Origin of the sequence: Nostoc sp. UHCC 0870, assembly GCF_022063185.1 — a bacterium.
Classification (GTDB): Bacteria; Cyanobacteriota; Cyanobacteriia; order Cyanobacteriales; family Nostocaceae; genus Trichormus.
On sequence record NZ_CP091913.1, the window covers coordinates 2,974,406 to 2,997,018 of the forward strand.

The 22,613-nt window shown below is 41.9% G+C and carries 19 protein-coding genes and 2 pseudogenes; 8 read left to right on the forward strand and 13 right to left on the reverse strand.

Translation table 11 applies throughout. The features are described from left to right. Positions 1-60: 60 nt before the first annotated feature. The 12 genes from gshB to cpeB form a co-directional block, all read right to left on the reverse strand. Positions 61-1,029 carry a glutathione synthase gene (gshB, locus tag L6494_RS12895; protein ID WP_237995479.1) on the reverse strand — a complete coding sequence of 323 codons (969 nt, stop codon included), beginning with the start codon at positions 1,027-1,029 and terminating at the stop codon, positions 61-63. A gap of 141 nt (positions 1,030-1,170) precedes the next feature. After that, positions 1,171-1,437: a glutaredoxin 3 gene (gene grxC, locus L6494_RS12900; protein WP_237995481.1), complete on the reverse strand. Its 267-nt coding sequence runs from the start codon at positions 1,435-1,437 to the stop codon at positions 1,171-1,173. Positions 1,438-1,575: 138 nt separating this feature from the next. Next, complete coding sequence (locus L6494_RS12905; protein WP_237995483.1) at positions 1,576-2,367, reverse strand: cistern family PEP-CTERM protein; 792 nt, start codon at positions 2,365-2,367, stop codon at positions 1,576-1,578. A gap of 367 nt (positions 2,368-2,734) precedes the next feature. Further along, positions 2,735-4,474, reverse strand: a complete 1,740-nt coding sequence (hflX, locus tag L6494_RS12910; protein ID WP_237995991.1) for a GTPase HflX — start codon at positions 4,472-4,474, stop codon at positions 2,735-2,737. A 60-nt stretch (positions 4,475-4,534) separates the two neighbouring features. Beyond that, positions 4,535-4,687 carry a hypothetical protein gene (locus L6494_RS12915; RefSeq protein ID WP_237995485.1) on the reverse strand — a complete coding sequence of 51 codons (153 nt, stop codon included), beginning with the start codon at positions 4,685-4,687 and terminating at the stop codon, positions 4,535-4,537. Positions 4,688-4,758: 71 nt separating this feature from the next. Then, entirely contained in the window at positions 4,759-6,210 is a 1,452-nt protein-coding gene (locus L6494_RS12920; protein ID WP_237995487.1) for a PAS domain-containing sensor histidine kinase, read from the reverse strand. Between the two features lie 93 nt (positions 6,211-6,303). Beyond that, positions 6,304-7,491, reverse strand: a complete 1,188-nt coding sequence (locus L6494_RS12925) for a class I SAM-dependent methyltransferase (RefSeq protein WP_237995489.1) — start codon at positions 7,489-7,491, stop codon at positions 6,304-6,306. Between the two features lie 44 nt (positions 7,492-7,535). After that, complete coding sequence (locus tag L6494_RS12930) at positions 7,536-7,688, reverse strand: hypothetical protein (protein ID WP_237996326.1); 153 nt, start codon at positions 7,686-7,688, stop codon at positions 7,536-7,538. Positions 7,689-7,786: 98 nt separating this feature from the next. After that, positions 7,787-8,401, reverse strand: coding sequence for a HEAT repeat domain-containing protein (locus L6494_RS12935; protein WP_237995491.1), 615 nt, complete (start codon positions 8,399-8,401; stop codon positions 7,787-7,789). 114 nt (positions 8,402-8,515) lie between these two features. Beyond that, the gene (locus L6494_RS12940) at positions 8,516-9,802 is read right to left on the reverse strand and encodes a HEAT repeat domain-containing protein (protein ID WP_237995493.1); all 1,287 of its coding nucleotides are present in this window, start codon (positions 9,800-9,802) and stop codon (positions 8,516-8,518) included. A gap of 248 nt (positions 9,803-10,050) precedes the next feature. After that, the gene (gene cpeA / locus L6494_RS12945) at positions 10,051-10,545 is read right to left on the reverse strand and encodes a C-phycoerythrin subunit alpha (protein ID WP_190703025.1); all 495 of its coding nucleotides are present in this window, start codon (positions 10,543-10,545) and stop codon (positions 10,051-10,053) included. Between the two features lie 79 nt (positions 10,546-10,624). Next, complete coding sequence (gene cpeB / locus L6494_RS12950; protein WP_237995495.1) at positions 10,625-11,179, reverse strand: C-phycoerythrin subunit beta; 555 nt, start codon at positions 11,177-11,179, stop codon at positions 10,625-10,627. 154 nt (positions 11,180-11,333) lie between these two features. Here cpeB and L6494_RS31155 point away from each other — a divergent pair, with 154 nt between their 5' ends. The 8 genes and pseudogenes from L6494_RS31155 (at position 11,334) to L6494_RS12980 (ending at position 21,493) form a co-directional block, all read left to right on the forward strand. Further along, on the forward strand, positions 11,334-11,393 hold the full coding sequence (locus L6494_RS31155; RefSeq protein WP_442947011.1) for a hypothetical protein: 60 nt from the start codon (positions 11,334-11,336) through the stop codon (positions 11,391-11,393). 45 nt (positions 11,394-11,438) lie between these two features. Beyond that, positions 11,439-11,603, forward strand: coding sequence for a DUF6887 family protein (locus tag L6494_RS31160; protein WP_442947012.1), 165 nt, complete (start codon positions 11,439-11,441; stop codon positions 11,601-11,603). A 24-nt stretch (positions 11,604-11,627) separates the two neighbouring features. Then, positions 11,628-12,221: an urease accessory protein UreG gene (ureG, locus tag L6494_RS12955; protein WP_237995497.1), complete on the forward strand. Its 594-nt coding sequence runs from the start codon at positions 11,628-11,630 to the stop codon at positions 12,219-12,221. Positions 12,222-12,380: 159 nt separating this feature from the next. Continuing rightward, complete coding sequence (locus tag L6494_RS12960; RefSeq protein WP_237995499.1) at positions 12,381-13,901, forward strand: restriction endonuclease-related protein; 1,521 nt, start codon at positions 12,381-12,383, stop codon at positions 13,899-13,901. Continuing rightward, positions 13,885-17,307, forward strand: coding sequence for a hypothetical protein (locus L6494_RS12965; protein ID WP_237995501.1), 3,423 nt, complete (start codon positions 13,885-13,887; stop codon positions 17,305-17,307). The genes L6494_RS12960 and L6494_RS12965 overlap by 17 nt, the downstream gene beginning before the upstream one ends. 2 nt (positions 17,308-17,309) lie before the next feature. After that, positions 17,310-19,262: a pPIWI_RE module domain-containing protein gene (locus tag L6494_RS12970; RefSeq protein WP_237995504.1), complete on the forward strand. Its 1,953-nt coding sequence runs from the start codon at positions 17,310-17,312 to the stop codon at positions 19,260-19,262. Between the two features lie 65 nt (positions 19,263-19,327). Beyond that, positions 19,328-20,086, forward strand: a pseudogene (locus tag L6494_RS12975) (RNaseH domain-containing protein). A 54-nt stretch (positions 20,087-20,140) separates the two neighbouring features. Continuing rightward, positions 20,141-21,493 (forward strand): GTP-binding protein, encoded by a 1,353-nt coding sequence (locus L6494_RS12980; protein WP_237995993.1) that lies wholly within the window; start codon positions 20,141-20,143, stop codon positions 21,491-21,493. 137 nt (positions 21,494-21,630) lie between these two features. Here the strand turns inward: L6494_RS12980 and L6494_RS12985 are convergent. Next, positions 21,631-22,539 (reverse strand): annotated as a pseudogene (locus L6494_RS12985) (IS982 family transposase). Positions 22,540-22,613: the final 74 nt, after the last annotated feature.

Consider the following 22,613-nt stretch of genomic DNA (forward strand, 5'->3'; position numbering starts at 1 on the left):
AGTAACGTCTGGCTAGAGCAAATGAGAAGCGTGGCAATAAATGTAAGTTATTTTAGTTTTTTATTTTTTCAAAGTTTGCTCAACCCATTTAATGACTTGATGAGCCAGGCGAGTACCAGCGAGCCTGTCGATTTCTCTAATTCCTGTGGGACTGGTAACATTTACCTCTGTTAAGTAGCCGCCAATCACATCAATACCCACAAAAATTAAACCGTCTTGGCGCAATTTTGCAGCTACTGCACTGCAAATTTCGTACTCTCTGGGGGTAATTTCCGTTTTAGCCACTGTACCACCAGTTGCCATATTGTTACGAAAATCACTCCCACTAGATAGACGATTGAGTGCGCCAATTGGCTCTCCATTGAGCAGGATAATCCGCTTATCCCCTTCTTTCGCCTCTGGTAAATAAGTTTGTACCATGACTGGTAATCGACCTTGGTAGGTACTGAGTTCGACTATAGAATTAAAATTGCGATCGCCTGACTGCAAAAATAAAATCCCTTCCCCAGCTTTATTACCCAGTGGCTTGATAATGGCTGCCCCTTTAGCTGCAACAAATTTGCGAATGAACTCCTTATCTGCACTCACAATGGTTTCTGGAATAGCATTGGTAAACTGGAGGGCATACATTTTTTCGTTTGCATCCCGGATACCACTAGGATTATTGATCACCAAAGTTTTATTTTGGTCGATGTAATCCAGAATGTAAGTAGCGTAGAGGTAAGCATCATTTACAGGTGGATCTGTCCGCATAAATACAGCATCCATCGTTTCCAGGGAGATGAAGGAACGCTGGCTTAACTTATACCAAGGATTCGCCGCTATCCAGCGTCCTTCCAGCAACTCCACTGGTGTAATTTCCACCTGCTGCAAATTCGCCCAAGCTTTGCTGTCTACTACACTCAGCAAATTTGCCTGAGTTACCCAGATTTCATGACCCAAAATTTGTGCTGCTTCCATCAAAGCAACGCTCGTATCATGACATGGGTCAAGCTGATGGATGGGATCAATAATAAAAGCCAGTTTCACACTTTTTGCCTCAATAGCCAGAAAAATAGGGGACAGGGGACAGGGGACAGGGGACAGAAAGCAGGGGGAGCAGGGGGAGCAGGGGGAGAAAAATACAATGTCTACCTACCTACTCACTACTCACTACTCCCTGCTCCCTGCTCACAAAGCAGTTGCTAGTAACTCATTTAGCTTACCTTGAGCTTCTAAAGCGTGTATATCATCACAACCACCGACATGGCGATCGTTGATAAAAATTTGTGGTACAGAACGTCTACCATTGGCTCTGTCAGACATTTTATCTCTTGCTACTTCATCGCCATCAATGCTGTATTCAGTAAATTCAACACCCTTACGTGTTAGTAAGTTTTTTGCACGGATGCAAAATGGACAAGTTGCCCAAGTGTAAATCTCTACCTTAGCTGCCATAAGTTTCTCAATATGGTTGAATACTTATTAATTTTAAAGCTTTAGTTTTAAAGTTTAGTAAAAAGGACGGCTGATCTCATAAGTAAGAAGGAATGACAGCCGTCCTTGTATGATGTGATAATTTCTGAAAAATCTGATTTATACTGATAGCAGAGGTTGTTTCTTTTTCAGGCGCGACGCACCCACAGCCAATAAACCGATAGCTGCTGCTGTAGCTGGCTCAGGTACTTTTTTAGGTGGTGGCGGTGGAGCAATATAGTATCCTCGACCTGTACCACTAGCACCATTGAAGGTTTTATTATCAATAGTGCTTGTGCCGTCAATACTTTGGTAACGCACGCCTAAATTACTGAGGGTAAAGTTAGTGACATTACCTGCGAAAGCAAGGATAGGAGATAAAGTAGCAGCCGCACCAGTGCTAACACCACCACTTGCACCACCCTGACAGGTATTACCGTTAGTGAAGCAGACATCAACGCCGCCAAATTGATTGGGAAATGAACCACTTCTATCTTTAGTAAACAGCCCAGAGACTCGTGTGCTTCCAGAATTGTTGGTGTTTCCAATTCCAAGTAGATCACTACTAACGTCAAAACCTAAAGCAGATGTTCTAGAGGTGATACCGTTACTAGATGTGTTGGATAGGGTGATGTCAAACTTTGCCTCGGTTTTAATATTAGAGCCACTACCGATTGTAGTAAATCCTAAGAATTTAAAGATGGCGGTAGATGAGAGTGCTTGAACATCTTTTTCACTAACGTTCCCGTCAAAGTTAATTTCAAAAGACTTATTGATGTCCGCAGCACCAATTGTGACGCTATCGCCGCTTTGAGAAAAAGTAAAAGCTGATGCAGAAGGCATTACAGCCAATAAACAAACACCAAATCCATAAATAGCAGATAGCCTAAAGATTATTTTTTGCACAGACATTGATAAACTCAGCCAATTTTTTAAGGTGATACATCAAAAATAATTGAGTATAAAAGATATTGTCTACCCTGAGAGAATATATTCATTACAGCTTCAATCAACGGTTTACATTCACTAAATAACCGTATAAATACTGATAAACAGCATATTTTATTTTAAAAGCAATCTTTATGTAAATTGATTATATGGCTATCTATTATTCATAGATTCAACATGAATTGTTTGCTAAAAAATAAAATTTTATAATGGTAATTTTATTTCTCATTTTAATTAATCAAGCGGTCACGATATTAATGTTAGCTTCAAATAAAAAAACCCAGTGCTATGACTGAGTTAAAATATAATATATACCCTTGTCTTTCTGTATTTACACAGAGTCAACAGCATATTGAATTAACTGGCTAAGACGATGACGTAGGGTTTCTAACCCTAAACGCTGACTAGCCGAAATAAATACAGCTAAGGGAAACTCTTCTTGAGCTAAAGCTAGAGTCTGGCTATCTACTTGATCAATTTTGTTAAAAGCCACCAGCGCGGGGCCGGGAGTAACTGGCATTTGGGCCAGAATTTCCCGCACTGCGCGAATATGACTTAACCAAGCCGGATGGGATAAATCTACTAGGTGTAATAGGGCATCCGCTTCGGTGACTTCTTCCAAAGTGGCGCGGAAGGCATCCATTAGGGATGGTGGTAGCTCATGGATAAACCCTACAGTATCTGTAATCAGAATTTCTTGGGTTTTTCCATTTTCATCGCCAGGAATCACCAAACGGCGTGTAGTGGGGTCAAGGGTGGCAAACAATTGGTCTGCTGTGTAAACTTCGGCGTTGGTGAGAGCATTTAACAAGGTCGATTTGCCCGCGTTGGTATAACCAACTAAAGCCACTGAGGGAACTTCCTGATGTTGTCGTCTTTGGCGTAACCGTGAACGGTGTGCTTGTAATTGGTCAACTTCTTGCTGTAATCGGGAAATACGTCTTTGAATGGTGCGGCGTTCGGTTTCTAGTTTGGTTTCACCAGGGCCACGAGTCCCGATACCACCCCCCAGTCGAGACATTGCTTGACCTCTGCCGGTGAGTCTGGGCAGCATATATTCTAACTGTGCCAATTCTACCTGCAACTTACCAGCGCGGGATTGAGCGCGTTGAGCAAAGATATCTAAGATAACTTCGGTGCGGTCAACTACGCGGATACCAATTTGCGCTTCTAGGTTGCGGACTTGGGCGGGTGAGAGGGAGCGGTCAAAGACGACGAGGTTGCATCCCAAGGTTTGGGCTGTGAGGGCGACTTCTTGGACTTTACCTTCACCGATGACGGTTTGGGGGTGAATGCGCGATCGCTTTTGTTGTACTGTCTGTAATACATCACCGCCAGCCGTATCCACCAGCCGTGCTAATTCTGCTACGGTGTCGTGGAATTGTTGGAGTGATATTTGATCAGTCATTACACCCACAATTAAAACGCGATCATGGTCAGCATCTACTTCCTGGGCGACAAATTCCCGGCGGAACTCTTCTTCCAGTCCTTCCACCAAGTCCATGAAATCTTGCTCTGCTAGATTATCTAAATCTAGTGGTGGTGATATACTCCAACTGGGGGACTGACCATTATTTGATCCTGCGATCGCTGCACTAGGAATCAAAGCACGGGCATCTTGAGGGACTAGATGAGCTAAATAAGCTTCTTTAACGTAACCTGTAGCCCCACCACCGCGCCGTGTAAAGCCTGTCCCAGTAATATTGATTACCACTAAAGCATCTAAACGTTGCATTGCCATTGCTGTTAAAGCCCCTTCATTCGGCGGTTCTGCCTTGAGATGGGTGGCTAGACAACGAATACCACTGAGACGTTCTGCACCATAACGCGGCAATTCCATTGGTGGAATTTGCGTTTGACGCGGAGTGCCTACGCCAATCCGAATCACTTGTCCGCGACGGTTGACGTAGGCACACAAAGGTTGATTAATTTCCGTGCTAATTGCTGCCAGACGCTGGGAGAACTCAGGCGTGGTGATGCGATCGCCTGGTATGCGCTGGTGGTACAGTCGCTGTAGTTGTTTCAGCTGACTGGACTTTAAACCCTGAAGATTACCGAAAATAGTTTCTATAGGCGTTTCGACCAGTTAACTGGCCCCCCGAATCCTTCTATTGTCTATTTTACAACAGTGCTAGGAGTGCAAGGGAGTCAGAAGAATGATTTGCTGCTTTTGGAGCGATCGCACATCTTCTAAACTAGCATCTACTGACTGCAAGATTTGATTGACTGTTTGATTCTCATCACAGGCGTGGAGAAACTGCCACTCGGCATCATTGAGACGCACAATCTGATAGTCGTGATTAAAGAATTGTGTTCAATTAACAGTTCTAGAGGGAATGCCTAGTCAGGTGAGGATTAATAGACTGTTTTGAGAGGAATCTTAATAGTGAATTCACTACCTTCTCCAAGTGCAGAGTTGATTTCTATGATGCCGTTATGCTTCTCAATGATAATTTGACGAGCGATCGCTAGACCTAATCCTGTTCCCTTACCAACTTCCTTCGTCGTAAACAAACGCTCAAAAACCTTGTGCTGTGTTGCTTGTGTCATACCAACACCGTTGTCTTGAATCCTAATCACTCCAAACTTTTGACAAGAAGACAACTCTGTCAAAACTTTGATGCAGTTAGGATGGCACTGAATTTCTTGAAAGCTTTTTCCTTGACTAGATTCCTCTAAAGCATCAATCGCGTTTGCTAGCAAATTCATAAAAACCTGATTCAGTTGACCTGGAAAACAATTGATGCAGAGAGATTCATCATATTCAGTAATCACCTGAATGGCTGGGCGATGTTCATTAGCTTTCAAGCGATGTTTCAGAATCAGCAATGTACTATCAAGACCTTCATGAATCTTGAAGGGAACTTTAGATTCTGTGTCTCCTCGGGAAAAAGTGCGTAGGCTAGTGCTAATAGACCTAATCCGCTCAACCCCTTTCTCCATAGAAGAGAGCAAATTCGGCAAGTCTTCGCGAATATACTCTAAATCAATAGTTTCACTTTTCTCCTCAATCTCCCGTCCTGGACTGGGAAATGTCACTTGGTATAAATCAATTAATTCCCACAAATCTCTGATATATTCCTGTGCGGGTAGTAAATTTCCTGCCAGAAAGCCGACGGGATTATTAATCTCATGGGCTACACCTGCAACCAGATTGCCCAGAGCTGACATTTTTTCGCGCTGTATGAGTTGTAATTGAGATTGTTGGAGTTGGTGTAATGCTGAAGTAAGTTCTAAGGTCTGAAGTTCTAGCTTTTGGTTCAATTCGTGTAAGGCTATTTCTGCTTGCTTGCGTTCCGTAATGTCCTGATAAGTACCAAGAATCCCTATAACGTTGCCATGAAGATCGTGTAAAGGAACTTTATTTGTTTCTAACCATGCTTGTTTGCCATCGGCCTGAAGTTGGGGTTCGACAATTCCTACTTCGGGGCGATTAGAGAGAATGACTCGGCGATCGCACTCCTGGAAGAATCGAGCCTCTTCCTTTTTCCACGCCAAGTCATAATCTGTTTTACCCACAATATTTTGAGGAGAAAAAACTCCAGCATCTTCGGCGAAGTTCCGGTTACAGCCTAGATAAACTGAATTGCGATCTTTCCAAAAAATGGCTTCTGGCAAAGTATCCATTACCAATTGCAACATATGTTGAGAAGTTCTTAATTCACTTTCCACATACTTACGATCAGCCACTTCTTTTTGATGAGCTTGTTTAAGTAATTGGATCTCTTGCTGAGACTGACTGAGTGCCAACTCTAAATCGATAATTTTTTCTTTAAGCAGGATAAATGCTTCATCTAACTGATTCATCACCAAGACCTCGGATTAAGGTTAGTCGTTTAGACTTAGGATACCCAGATAGATTGACACTTACCCTATTGTGGTCGAACACCCCTAGAATCATTATGTGGCAGTCAGGAGAATGATTTGCTGCTTTTGGAGCGATCGCACATCTTCTAAACTAGCCTCCATTCCCTGCAAGATTTGATTGACTGTTTGATTCTCATCACAGGCGCGGAGAAACTGCCACTCGGCATCATTTAGACGCACAATCTGATAGTCGTGATTAAAGAATTGTTGACTATCTCGCCATCCCTGAATGCAAGGACTTGGTTCGGGTATTGCAGACAGTAGCTTTGCATCAGATGCCCAATCTTCTCTGGTGATAGGGCTGCGTCCTAAGAAAAACTCGTAGTGGGTAATGGCTGGCGGATCGAGCAGTTCAATCAACCGATAAAGTTGGCGATCGCTCAAATTTTGAGAACGCTCAATCAATTCTGGTGCTTTACTAATTAATCGCTCTAAATTCCAAATCTGCGGATTAGAAAAGCCGAGAAACTCCAATTCTGACGCATCAATCAACTCAAACAGTGTATTGATGTTGTAATCAATCTCTTGCGGATGTACATACATATCTGCAAAGTAGCCATCCCGTTGATTTTCCCAAGACCAGCGTTCTTCTTCTCGGTTGCGGAGGCGGTTATCTTCTGGTAATGCTGCAAACAGTTGTCGCCCAACCGCTACACCGTCAGTGTAATCACCCCGTTTATCACCTTGTAGTAGTGCGATCGCCTCTTGCATTAACTTGATTTCCCAACGTCCCAGTTCACCATACACAAAAATGTGCATTATCCCACCAGGCGACAGCTTTTTTGCCAAGGCTTGAATCCCGCGAATCGGGTCAGGGGTATGGTGCAGAACTCCCACACAATTAATCAGATCAAACTCACCCGGTAGCTGTTCCGCATCAAATAAACTCAGGTGATGAAATTCTACCCCTGTAGCCCCAGATTTTTGACAACGCTCTTGAGCTACAGCCAATGCGCCAGCACTCAAATCAATCCCCACCACCGCCGCATTAGGGTTGAGATGCACCAAGTATTCTGTTCCTACCCCCGTTCCACAGCCAGCATCGAGGATGCGGACATTGTGATGAGAGGGTTTTTGCCCGGTACAGAAGTTATACGCCGTCAGCCAGTTCCAACGCCAGTTATAACCCGGAGGTGGTTCATCTAATAACGGTTCTGGCGGGAATGGATAGGTATTGTATAGTTTGGCAACTGCTGCACTAATTGTTTGGGAATCTGACATGGCTGGAGTACAGGAATAAGATTTAATTTTTTTAATTTAATGCCTTAATAGTCACTGTCAGCCACACACAGTCCCTTACATTTGATGCCGTTTGTAGCTGTGCGCTGACAATGAGGACAGAGAATTTTTTCTGTTTCTGGAGCAATATTTTGACTGGTGCTGGCTTGTGTTTTGTCTTTGTCGGTTTGAAGGTTCACGGTTATCAAGGTAAAAAAAACTTTTTTTGTGGTTTATCTTTACATTTTACAAACACAAATTTTTTTTCTGTCACCTGTCCCCTGTCCCCTGTCACCTATTATTGTTCTCCCCTCTGAAACTTCACAGTCATCTCTAGGCGAGACAATGCACTAGTCGCCGACTCGCGGACATAGGAATCCGTCGATTCATTCTGAATTAAAGATGTTAACACCTCTACGCCTCGGCGATCGCCAATTGAAGCCAGAGCATTCACTAGGGAAATTCCCAGTGCTGGGTTATCTGTGGTTTGCAATGCTTCAATCAAAACATCCACAACGGGAGTACCAATTTCACCCAACGCCATCACGGCGGCAATATGCACTACAGGATTGGAGTCATTGAGAGCAGTCTTTAAACCCTGTACACCTTCTTCTGAAAAGGGAACATCTGGATGATTAATAGCAACTTGAGCCAGTGCTTTGGCGGCACTTCCTCGCACTGTGACATTTTCACTATTGAGCAAAGCTGCAACCAGAGGAGTTACTGCATCGGGGCCGATCGCGCCTAAAGCTTTTACAGCCGCTCGTCGATAGGTGGTATCTTCCTCATCTAGAATACTCATCAGTCGGGGAATCGTTGTGGCATCAGGATTCTCAGCTAAAGCCCACATTGCTTGGTCGCGTAGGTGTGGGTTGGGGTGTTTAAGTTGTTGAAATAATTCTTCTGTAGACATAACAATTCAAAATTCAAAATTCAAAATTCAAAATTGAAGACTGTACACCATTTCATTAATGCGTAGCGCATCGGCTTTGGAAATACTCTGTATTTAAATAAAGCTACGAACTGATTACGAATTAAGAATTGGTTGAAGTTGTGATTTAGCTTTTTCCCGAATCAGCCAATCGTCATCGTTTGTAAGCTGCTCATAACCACTGGTATCGCCGAGTTTTTCTAGTGCCATCAGTGCTGCATACTTTAAATCCCAAATTTTGGTTTCGAGACAGACTTTCAGTTCAGGAATTGCTCGTGCTTCACCGAGTTCACCAAGAGCGATCGCCGCAGCCGCCCGTGATTTTTGAAATTGTGGTTGTTTGTTATACAATCCTTCAATCAGCAAATCGTAGGCTGGGGAATGTTTCAACCAACCGAACAACTTAATCACATGGAAGTGTGCGCCATAGTCATTATTAGCTTCTTCGGCATAGGTTGCAAATAGAGCTTCAGGCGCGACATCGGCGTGATCATCAAGAATAGTTTTGGTTGCCAAATAGCAACGTCCAAAGTCGGTTTCGTACAGTCCTCGAATCAGACTTGGCAGAGTTGGGGGACTTGGGTAACTATGCACCAAACCCAAATCATGGGGATGGTCATATAATGTCTGCTCTAAATAAGGTTGAATTGTGGCAAAACTAATTGCTCCCGCAGAGATTCCGGCTTCTGCTAAAGTCCGAATGCCGCGTAGTCTAAATATCAGAGATACTGGACATCGGGCAATATGAGGAATTGCGTCATAATATCGAGCATCCATCAAATCTTGGATGGATAACCGCCGCCCTAACACATTCGGGTGCTGCAACATCGCCACAACCTTCCCCATTTGGGAATAGTCCCCAGTTAAACGGCAAACTGCGGCCATTGCAGCACTTGCTGTAGGTGGGTCAGCATCATCTACAAACTTGCGAATACGTTCTAGGGCAGGTTGATAATTAAACTTTGTCAGCGTATGAATAATTACGCGGTGGGTTTGCCCCGGCTTATCCAGCAATTGAGCCACATCTTCTAGAATATCGGTGTCTTGAGTCCCAATTTCACCGATCGCCCAAACAGCATTTTCCACCGTGTAGCAGTCTTCATCACTTAGACAAGTGCGAATTACTGGTATGGCTACCTCAGCTTGCAGTCGTCCCAAAGTCTCCACCGACTTACGGCGGACAATACGGTTATCTAAGCTGGGGTCAGTTTGCTGCACAGCCCGCATCAGGGCATTAATAGATTGCTCCGTCGGGAAATTTACCAAATGAGAAGCCGCAATATAGCGTGAATCATCCTCACTCAACTGGTCTTGAGGCGTATCCAAAAGAGCGATCGCCTGATCTTCTGTAAGATTAAAGAAATTAAAAAAGCGTTTATCCATATACCATATATATATCAGCAGTTAGCTGTCAGCCCTCAACAAATACTCCTTCTCTTTGCGTACCTCTGCGCTTACCTCTCTTACCCTCTGCGTTTAAATTTCACCCCTAAAACTGATAGTTTAAAACAAAACAAGTCCAGAGATTCTTTCCCCTTACTCAACCTTAACAGGCAAAGCAAAGAGCCAAGAACCTCCAGACTTGCAGGGTAAAGACTACCCCATCACCAAATCACAAGCCTAGCAATTGACTAGGACAAAGAATTGATAGCGTAGTCAAGTAGTGCATTGTACTCAGTCAATGCTTGAGCAGACATATCACGAGGAGCGCAACCACGGTTACGAGCATAGCTTAATGCTTCAACGTAAGGAGCGGTGGGCAAGCCCAAAGCGCGATAAACTTCACGTTGACCAGCAATACCCCATTCATCCAAGGGGCCTGTACCGCCAACTACCAAGCTGTACTGGATCAAGCGCAAGTAGTGCTTGATGTCACGAGCGCACTTAGCTTTAAAGGTATCGGTGGAGTTAGCTTCACCAGCATTGTTCAAGTAAGGATACTTTTTGATACAAGCGTTGTAAGCTTCGGTTGCAACTGCATCAATGTTGTTAGCTAGCTTTTCAGCAGCTTCCAAACGAGCAGCTGCACGTTGGATAGAACCTTGTACTGATTCTAAATCAGAGGTGCTAGGGAAACGACCTGCGGCATCTGCTGATGCAATAACGGTGGTAACAACTGATTTCATTTCTTCAATCTCCCAAAAGGCTTTTAATTTAAAATGTGTTGGATGTTAATCTGTTGAGTTAATTGCAATTAGCAATTAATTAGCTCAGAGCAGAAATTACGCGATCGAAGTAGCTAGAAGCTTCAGCAACTAAGCTAGCGCAACGATCTTCTACAACAGGACTTCCCATCTTACGCAACTTAGCACCAGCACGAGCCTCACTTGGGGTGTCTTGAATGTGAGCAGCTGCTTGAGCCTTCATGATTTGAACAGCACGCACGGTTGAGGTGGTGGGTACGCCTAGAGCCGCATAGGTTTCTTTCAAACCGTTTAAGCAACGATCATCTAGAACTGAAGCGTCACCAGCTAATAGAGCATAGGTTACATAGCGGAGGATGATTTCAGCATCGCGTAAGCAAGCAGCCATGCGACGGTTAGGATAGCAGTTACCACCAGCTTGGATTAAACCTTGGTTTTCGCAGATCATTCCAGCTACAGCATCAGAAACCATGCAGCTAGCGTTACTAGCGATCGCATTTACTGCATCCAAACGTCTGTTACCACTAGCAACAAAGGCTCTGAGGGCAGCAATATCAGATACGGTGGAAGTGCTGGCATCTGCTGAAACTACAGCTCTAGAAAAAGCGTCAAGCATTTCGCTCTCCTTGAATATTGGTTATCTATAAAACTTGAGTGTCTGTTCTTTGAACCAGACAATATAGAACATAAAAGATGATGCCTATCTCAGTCTCAGTTATGAGAAACTAAGTAACAATCCTTAATATGATCGCACAGGCAATGTCTTCATTTTGTCTGGCGATAATATACAAATAGAGATATATCGTAATGGTCGTTGGAGATTTCTCTAGTGAAGATTGATTTTAACAAGATGACAAAAGCTGAACTAAGAGCTTATTGTAGTTGCTCATCCGCAAGATAAAGCAGCATTTTATGCCTTTGTTGATCGTTTCACATCTGTAGCATCTCCAGAAACATTTACTATGCTCCAATCACCAGCAGGGATTGCAGAAATTGATCACTTAATTCGGCAGAAAGTAGCACAAATGCAGACCGAATAATTGAGAATTGATTTGTTTGAACTTATGACCACATTTCGTATAGGTGTAGCAGGCCCTGTTGGTTCAGGGAAGACGGCTTTAGTAGATGCTTTGTGTAAAGCATTGCGCGATCGCTATCAAATTGCTGTGGTGACGAATGATATTTATACTCAAGAAGACGCTCAGTTTTTGGTACGCTCTCAAGCCTTAACTAGCGATCGCATTTTGGGCGTAGAAACTGGTGGGTGTCCCCATACTGCCATCCGAGAAGACGCTTCGATGAATTTGGCAGCCATTGAACAACTAGAACAGCGTTTCACTCAGCTAGATTTAGTCTTTTTAGAAAGTGGTGGTGATAATTTAGCTGCTACCTTTAGTCCTGAATTGGTAGATTTAACCATTTACGTCATTGATGTCGCAGCTGGTGATAAAATCCCCCGCAAAGGCGGCCCCGGTATTACTAAATCTGATTTACTGGTAATTAATAAAACTGACCTTGCCCCCTATGTGGGCGCAGATTTAAGTGTCATGGAACGAGATGCAAAAAAAATGCGCGGTGATAAACCTTTTATTTTTACCAATTTGAAAACTCAACAAGGCCTGGCTGATGTGATTGAATTTGTTTGTACTCATGTATAGGTAATATATTACACTAGATTTTGAATAACTTCGCTAAATATCCCTCTCCGAAGAAACCGTATTTACCTTGGTACTAGGTGAGAAAAAATTACTTTCTTTAATCTTGACATTACAATTTACATCATTTAATGTAAACACATATTGATGTAAATCAAATATATGAAATTTGAAAGCGTGCGTCAATGGCAGGGAACTGCGGAGGCACTGACAAAAGAACTTAAACGCCAGATTGAACGCTTGAGACTGTCAGTAGAGCCACCAGCCTTGCGAACCGTGCGGTCGTGGAGAGCAAAGCAACTGCTATCACAACCGAAAGGGCAGGAATTTGGATTCCGTCAAATGTTGGAGGGATTGGCAACAACTTTACTACTAAAGAAGGGTTGGACACTAGCAGCGATCGCTCAAGTATTACCTTCTTTCTCTGAAGATACTTTGGAGATGCAAATTCTGGCAGAGGCTCAAGGTCAAGACCCGACGTGGCTACCTGCAATCACCGCAACTTCCTTGCCGTTACCTACTGGACACAGACCAGCAATGGATCTGGCAGAAGATGCCGTAGTTTTGTTAGCACAAGGAATTATTCGCCAATATGACCGATTGCTACCAGGGCAACAAATTGTTCGTCAAGAGGATAGTACATTGCCGCCAGAACTCTATCAAGCAATGTGCAAATTGGGTCGTCTATATATTGAAGAAGGACAATGCGATCGCGCGGCTTGTGTACATACTGTTTTGGATAACGCACGCTACCCACTTGGTTCTGAGCGTTGGGGGTTAGGAATTTTTAGCCAATCAGACTTTCGCTTTGCTAACGCAACCATCATTGATCCAGATTTGCGAGTTCCTACCTCAGACTGTGCCGAGATTGCCAACCTCAGTAGCGGTTTTGGTGAAAATAACGTCATTGAACATCGGCTTTATACTGACTTATGCGACGCAACTCAAAGATTGGGCGGTCGTCGTCAACATAAGGCTTACACTGCATTACGAGAGTTGCTTGGTAGGTATTCTCTGATTGGACAACGCCAACTATTTGATTACTTGGTTGACAATGACTTAACTCCTTTACAGGGAATAATTCTTGATAATTTTTTCGATTTAGTACCGGATATTTGGCTAATTAATGGTTCAGCACACCGTTGCGCCCACTGTGGCACACTTATGCGACCTCAATCTAACAATAGAATTTTTGCACAAGGGCGTTGTCCTATTCGCCAGTGTATTGGCCATGAATTGCCAAAAGTATCTGAGAAGCTAGATCCCGACAAAGATATTTTACGAATTGCCAAGCCACAAATTCTTACTTACTGGACAGGCCCAGCAATTGACGAATTAGCCATATTTGATACAGCTAGAAAAAACGGACTAGATGCTGAACTTTATCCAGAGTCAGATTTATGCGATATAGCGATTAATGGAAAAGTAATTGGGATTGATGCTAAATCTTACACAAGTCCCGTGACTCTGGCTTTACGGCTCAATCGTAGTATTGGCGGGCTGATTTATTATCGTCGTCGGATTTTGGCTGTGAGCGATCGCTTAATTGAGGATAACCCAAGCTACATTTCCACCCTCAAATCAACACTGGATAAAAAAGGTGATGCGGCCAGTTTAGAGATTATGTCAGTTTCCGCCGTCATTGAGTTTTTAAAGAAGATGCCCTATGCGAACCAAACCTGATTTTTGGAAAGGTGCAGAGCGAATTTGTTGGCTTTGCGTCTTTATGGAAGAATTTATCGGCACTAATTCACTGGAGTATGCACCAGTAGTAATGTCAGGTATGGACAGCATTTTAAATGCACCTACCTTTGCACAAGCCCGTCAAGCTATTTTCAATATGCGGCAGATGTCACTGGCTTATGTAACCCACCAATCAGTGAAACACGCGATCGCTCTCTATATCAATTATCATTACTGCAATAATACTCAAGGGACGTATGAAATTGATATTGAAACACTTCACTTTCATAGGACTGATGCTTTAGAAGATTCTTTAATTACAAAGGCGCGGCAAATTCTCAGTACCTGTTTGCCATACGAAACCTATGGTTTTACAGTTGCTGATCCTCGTCAGCCAATGGCTGTGGCGTTAGGTGAAGACTCAACCTCCGTAAAGTTAGACATTCCTCGTATTACTGCACCGATTGCTGCACATCGTACACATTCCCTCAACCGCCAACCAAGAGGAAAGATTTGCATTCCCCTAAAAGAACTGCGTGATTTGGCTCATGAGATGGACGAACGTGAGAAGCAAGATCCTGAACGACGATTAGGTAATTGGGCCGATCGCTTTGAACGCTTCGACCTGATGGTGTCGGAGGCTGGAAAAGGACTGCGGAAAGAAGATGATGTGCTGGAACTGGAGGATATCAAGCACTTAATTGGTTTACCAGGGTCAGGTAAAACAACATTGCTGGTGTTAATAGCTGTCTGGTTGGGGCTACATGACTATAAAGCCATGTTTGTTTTTCCTTCCATTGAAGTTGCTAGACAGTACATGGCTGATTTAGCATTTCATCAAGTTAAGGTGGGAATGCTTGTTGGTCAAGGTGATGAAACTCGTCGCCGCCATGCAGACAATATTGCGGAAGCGATCGCCGCTACCGGAAATAATGGTGGTTTTGCTTACACCTTAGAACAGGCGGAAGTTTTCGGACTCAACTGTGTTCTACCAGCCTTTTCTACTGCGGATATGTCTTTTTGGGGCTTTGGTTACGCACCTTGCAACGGGATATTGCAAGGAGGGGGGAAACAGGGAAAGATGAAAAAATGCCTGTGTCCTCTATGGACAATGTGCGGTCGCAACAAAGCACAGCGAGATTTATTGGATGCGAATATTTGGGTTGGTCATGTGCGATCGCTTGATACTCAAATATCACCCCATGCGACTTACGAACAATTACGATATTTTGAATTAATTGCTCGTACCTTTGACCTAGTTGTTTTCGACGAAGGCGACATGGTGCAAAAAGTCTTAGATGATTATGGGGCGGCAACTTTAAGTATTTCTGGCTCAGAACACTCAATTCATAAAGTAATTCTCGAACAAATTCATAATCGCTTTGCTCGTGGTGAAAACTATCGACTATTTGATCGGGATATAGAACTTTACAGCCGTGACTTAGCGGAATTTGGCAATCATAATACCTCTTTGATTACTACCATCCATAATATGTCAGGGTCGCGGGTAAAAGAACGTTACGAAAATCAATTATTGACTGTATTACGGATTGTTAGCGAACTCTTGAATAGTGTTAAAAAATCCACTAAACAAGATGAAATTGATGAACAAGAAGCCAAAACAGAAGTTACCAGAAGTCGAGCCTTAGCTGAATTTTGGGAAAAAGCAGCATATAACGCCTTTTATGACCGCACAGGAGTTAATAACCCTCAAGATTTTAAAGCTGATTTTTGGCCTCATTATATAGGCATAAACAAAGAAACCTTAGAACAGCAATGGAAAAATCTCATTCATCATTTCCGTCGTTACTTAGCTGAAAATCTGATTAAACAACGTGATGCGATCGTTCAAGAAATTATTGAATTATTTTTTAAACTCTGTTTTCCCAAGCATCAATTAACTATAGAAGCTGAGGATTTAATTAAACTACTTATAACTGTTACATTCGTAATTCTAGGTTATCAGCGAATTGTACCAGGGACGAGAACAATGGTTGCAGAAGGCTTCATTCGTGAACCAATTGTAGAATCCACTGCATCACCAGAACTCAGAAAATTCATTCCCGAAAGTATTTTAGGTTCATTTTCTGGTGTGCGATACAGTTTTTTCAAAGCACTAACAACGCGCACTGCGGCTAGAAATATGGAGTTATCTTACATTACATTTGTAGGTGCGCCTCGGATGTTAATGCACCGCTTTCATCGGTTGTTAGAGGCAGATAATGGACAAGCAAGTCCAACTATTTTAATTACCTCAGCCACATCATTTTTACAAGCTAGTCCTGCCTATCATATTAACGCCAGACCACATTATTTACTCAAAGCAAAACCGCGTACATCAGATGATAATCGAGAACCCAGCGTTTATCGTTTCAAATGGTTTTCAGATAGTCAACGGGGTGATGAACCCCTCAAATATAGCGGTGCTGGCGACCTGCAAAAACGTAATCTTGAGATGATGGTAGATGCTCTTGTCAAAGGAGGAACTACTAACTCTGAAATTTATAAAGCTATGAATAGATTTGATGTCAAGTCTGGTATTTGCCGTAAAGCAGCTTTAGTTGTCAATGGTTATGACCAAGCACGCCATATCAAAAAATATATCAATAACTATTATCCTGATATTGGTAGGCATACAAAAGCAGTTGTTAAGTCTCTAAAAGAAGGGGAACAACCAAAAGATTTTGTCACTTCTGCTCAATGTGAAGCATTAGGAGATGATGAAAACTGTCACGTTTTAATTTTTCCCATGCTGGCAATTGGTAGAGGTGTCAATATCGTTTTTACCAAAGGAGAAAGAAAACTAGATGCAGCAATTGGCGCAATTTATTTCCTCACTCGTCCTCACCCTACTAAAGATGATATGCAGCTTTTGTATAGCTTGGCAGGACGAGCAACACAAGAATTTGATAGTCAAGTTTTTAGTGAGTCAGAAGATTTGAATGCCATAGCAACAGCTTGGCGACAATCAAGAAAAGACCTGTGGTTAATTGCCAATAGATTGTTACGTGAACCCTTAATGGCAAGCCGTTTAGGGACTGAACTATTCAAATCATTTACGGCTAATCAAATGGTAGCTATTCTGCAAACAATCGGTCGAGGAATGCGGAATGGATGCCCAGTATCAGTTTATTTTGTTGATGCAGCTTGGGCTAAAAAATCAACAGAAGGTAAGCCCGATTCTGGACGAGATAGTATGCTGGTTCAGATGCGAATTATTTTAGAAGAATGTGTTAACCATGAAGACCCCGTAATTCGGGAAATTTATCAAGAACTGTATGGCGCATTTCTAGAACCTTTACAACACATTCAAGGAGTAATTTATCCTGGTGAATTACATTCTGTAGAAGAATCGGCGGATGAAGAAGCAGGTTTCGATGAATTTTCACAACTATTGGAGATGTAAAAATGATGAATAATTTTGATAATGAGATTAAATTTGAAGAAGATTTATTGGCAGAAGAGGAAGACGAAGAAACTGAAGGTGATTTTGTTTCAGATACATTATATATTCAGCCAGGGGCAATCAAACCAATTGCCAAATTTCCTTTAGCTTTCACCGTACCAGATAAACTCCCCCCAATTATAGTAGAGGGTTGTACTCTTACTTGGACAAAACCAGCGTTGCAATGTTTTGGCGAGATTCAAAAAGGAGCTAATGTCAAAAATGTTCCTTATGGCTCATTGCGAAATTTTCTACAAGTAGTCTTAAAAGATGCAGCAAGAATTGAACCAGAAGTAGGTCTTAGCAAATATGCCTTAAATTATGCTAAAGGTGATAAGTTGCCAGAACCTTTTGTTTATTTTACTGGTGGCAATGAAGAAGAAATAAATAGAATGCTTCGCCCAATTATTAATGATTGGTTGACAAACTATCTCAAACCATTTGCTGAGAAGGAAGATATATCGATAGAAATTATTAACCGCTTGGAAGATTTGCAAGAAAGAGCAGAGTTAATAAAAGTTTCTTCATTCAAATCTCAAGTATTACCTTGGACTTGGGATAAAGAGACAGATACAACTCAAGCTAAAGCTAAAGATAAATATGCGTATCGAATGCTTGCAGATTATGTGGCTCGTCAAATTGCTGGACAGGTAATTTTTCCAGAGTTAGGGTCAATTAAACACATTATTTCCAGCAATACAACATTTAACTCTAGTATTGCAGAACTAATTACTGAACCGAAATCCTTAGATAATAAAAAAGGAAAATTTAGTTTTGTAGTAAGTTTGGAAGTTGTGACTTATCCATCTTTACATCAACCTTTATTAAAAGTTGAGGTTTCTAAACGTCGCTGGTTAACTCAGTTAAAACCTCCTAAATATGACCGCAGAAATATTAGCGGCTTCATATTTTCTCAAGAGCATACTGATCGCGCCTTTAGCTATCAAGTCAAAGCCGAACGAGATAAAAACAGCAAAAATGGTAAAAATAACAAGGAAGAGAAGATAAAATGGGTTTGGAAAACAGATAAAGATTTTGAAATCCTACGGAGAAAATTAAATCTAGGGTCATCTTTTGATGGTCAAGAAATCGCTTTGGGTTTAGCTTCTACTGATAGTTGTGAGGTACTTCTTACTCACCGTAATGGACTTCAAGATAATTCAGAAGACGACGAAGAAACTTCAGAAAGATATGGTATTGAAACAGGTGTACCAGAGATTGATAAATTAGATGCGTTTGAGGCGATTGCTAAAATTCTTCAACCACTAGGAATGGAAATATTCGATAAATATTCTTTGGTTAAACCAAGCCATGACTTGAAGGAAACAAAGAAAGCGACACGTATGATTAATCTTCCTACACTGCTTGGTAGTGTTTTGGAAGCTCTGGAAACAAATACCAACTTTGAGTTTACACCAAAATATCTCGATCAATTCAAAGATAAACAAATTGATGATTTACTAAGTAAACACTTTGGCATTCGTTTAGAAGGGATTCATTGGGGAAGAAAAGCTCTTCAATTCAAGGTAGGTACACTGAATCAAACAACTAAACTTCAAGACTTGATTCAAGCAAACCAGACAGCGATGCAGAGATTGTATCCCAATGAACGACCTTTATTATTTATCTTTTATGAAGCTGAACTACAAACAGAAGTGAAACTGTTGCAGAAAGTTACTCAACTTTTGTGGGGAGACATACTTAAAGTAGAAATTAGTCGCTTGCCAGAATATACTCATGGGCCAAAAGAGATTCTACCAGGAAAAGAGTTGAAGGCTAAAGAGCGATCGCGTGAGCGAATTAAAGCATGGGAATCCACCGCACAACAGATTAAAAAGCTCAATCAGCCAACTTTCTGCTTAATAATGGCGCGACAGTTTTATCCAAATCCTAATGGACAAAACAAGGAAATTTAGCAATCATTCCGTGGATTAGTTTTTCTGCTGCACGAGCTTTTGTTGCTGAACTTACTCCCATTAAACTGGCTGATAAAGAAGAGGTACGCAAGACTAGATTCATGGACTTTGTGGAACAGGTTGTTTCTGATTCTGTAGAGGAAGGTAAACAACCACTGATTATGATTGATTCTTCCAACTGTGTTCAACTATGGCCTTGGTTAGCTGATATTAGAATAAATGCTAATTAAATTAGCCTTAATTCGTATCAAGATATGCAAGTTAACTGGCAAGGCGCACGTATAATTCGTATTCGCCAAGAACTTGCTCCTGGCATTATTGAAAAAAAATCCAGACATTTAATAGAGACTTATCTAGACGATACTAGAACTAAAGAAGAACTCAAAAAACTGCCACCTGACATAGAAATTCCTTCAGCATCTAGTGCGACTGGTTTATTTCGACTCAGCGCGACTAACAAAACTGGATGCGTAGCTTATCTATCTGTGGCGCGTGAATTACCACATCAATATACTCGTGGTCAAAGTTGCTATCGATCAACCTACAGTCTAGATAAAAAAACTAATTTACTCACTAAACAAGCTCCGTTTGCAGGTCGCTGGCCTACTCCCAACCCCCTTGAGATTGTCGTTACCTTACGCCAACCAGAAGACAACCCTGACGACTTAGCCGCCTTTGTAGAGTCACTACGCTATGGCTTTGGTCACTACAGCGATTGGACAGCCTTACCTGCGCCCTTATTTTTTGAGCGCGTTGTGCGTGACTACATCAGCGATTTTACTATTGAAGATGATGAAAGCGAGGGTGATAAGGCAGATTCATAGATCAAAATAGAAATATAGCCTGTTGTTTGTCCAACTTTGAACCAAACTAACTCTGTGCGTAATTTGCAAGAAACTCACCTCAACCGCGCCCGTGCTAGTCTCAGACAAGCAATGTCCTGGTATGGATATCTTCGCAAACCAGGGCATTTATCATCTAATCCAGAATTGTCAGCTTTAGTCAAACCCGAAATAGAAGCTTTAACTGCTACACTCAGCAAGCTTGACGCTAACGTAATTAGAATTGCCGCCTTTGGTTTGGTGAGTCGTGGTAAGTCGGCGATCTTAAATGCTGTGTTGGGAAGCAAGATTTTGCAAACTGGCCCCCTCAATGGTGTAACTCAATGGCCGCGTTCTGTACGCTGGCAACCAGGGGGTAAGGTGATAGTAGAGTTAATTGATACCCCTGGATTAGATGAAATTCAAGGTGAGTCACGCGCACAAATGGCTAAAGATGTAGCGCGTCAAGCTGATTTAATTTTGTTTGTGGTATCTGGAGATATTACCCGCACTGAATATCAGGCACTTTTGGAATTACGTCAGGCACAAAAACCCCTGATTTTGGTGTTCAATAAAATTGACTTATACCCAGATACAGATAGGGCAGCTATTTACGAAAATTTACAGCAATTAGGTGCAGCGAATCCCCATACCCAGCCTCTGTTACCTGATGAAATTGTGATGGTGGCGGCAGAACCCGCACCAATGGAAGTCCGGGTGGAATGGCCTGATGGTAGTGTCAGTTATGAATGGGAAACGCCTCCGCCACAGGTAGACGAACTCAAGGAAACGATTTTAAATATTCTCAATCGAGAAGGGCGATCGCTATTGGCATTAAATGCACTGATTCAAGCACGGGAAGCAGAAGCTGCGATCGCTCAAAAAACTATTGATATCCGCGAACAAGAAGCGGAAGATATCATTTGGAGATTTACCAAATATAAAGCTTTAGCCGTCGGGTTAAATCCCATAGCTTTCTTCGATATTCTCGGTGGAAGTGTGGCTGATTTAGCTTTAATTCGCGCTTTGGCAAGATTGTATGGTTTACCTATGACTAGCTATGAAGCTGGGAGAATTTTAAAAACAATTTTATTGAGTTCTGGGAGTTTATTATTAGGAGAATTAGGTAGCAGTTTTCTATTAGGATTAGGTAAGAGTACAGCAGCGTTAACTAGTGGTGATAACCCGATTAATATGACGGCATTTGCTGGTAGTGCGATCGCTCAAGCTGGAATTGCTGGTTATGGTGCATATTCTGTAGGGAAAGCGGCTCAAGTCTACCTAGAAAAAGGCTGCACTTGGGGACAATTGGGTGCTGATACTGTTATTCAAGAAATTCTCTCTCAAGTTGACAAAAATACTATTCTGTATCGGCTGCAACAAGAATTAAACATGAAATCTTCAGATTAAATAAAAAATATTGGCTGAATTGTTGCTGTGATTGATAGTTGGTCAATTAATATCAAATTCCTCTGATAATCGCCCACAAATCTAATTTTGAGTGCAACATAAAAGAAATGGCAATTATTAGCTAACCTGAGTTCGGGTTAAAGATAAGGAGGTAAAAGCCACTCCAGTTGAAGGCTAGGTTTCTTAGGTTGATGACAATAAGCGATTAATCCGCAAAGAACGTTAACGCAAAAATTAACAGGGCTGACGCCGGGGTACCGGCTACCGCTTCGCTATCGATGTCTGGAATGCTCAATTTGAGAAATATTTTTGAGTTGGTCATTAATCGTCTCAATAATTGAGCGTTTACGGGACAAAAGCTTGTCATGAAGACGCATTAGCTTATTCTTCATATTGCGACGGGGTTTGGCAAAAAATTCAATTCCGAAGTCTTGTAAAAGTTGAGAAGCAAGTTTTTGTGAAACATAACCTCTATCGGCAAATATTTTGCCAAACAGACCACTCAGTAAATCGGGTACTGGTTGACGGTCATCGACATTACCAGGAGTCAGAGATACATTTAAGAGTTGACCAAACTCATTGACGACCAGATGCAGCTTAAAACCAAAAAACCAATCCACAGAAGTCTTGCCACGAGCGGCTAAACCTTCAAACACCTTATGCCTAGAAATCCGACGATTATGACATACCTTCAAGCAAGTTGAATCGATAAAACCGATACCTGTACATTGTCCAAAACAATGCTTCAGATAGACACACAAAGGTATCAAGGTTGATGGCATCCATTCAATAAATCGTTGATAAGAAGGAAGACCTGGAAATGCAGAACTCCACTGTTGTTTCACTTGATTTAAATAAAAATGCTTGAAATTCCGGTAGTGATTTTGATGAAAAGCGATGATAATTGTCATGATTTCACTTAAACATAAGCTTTTAGCACGAAAACGTTTTATTCCTCCATGATTTAACAATTTTTTGTGCCATTGCGCTTCAAACGCTTTACAGAAATCATCTACATGACAGAACAAAGCATCTAAACTAAACATAGGACAGGCTGCTGGATTTGTTGTTATTTTCAGCTTACTACCTGTCCTTTTCCTTATCCCGAACTCAGGTTAGC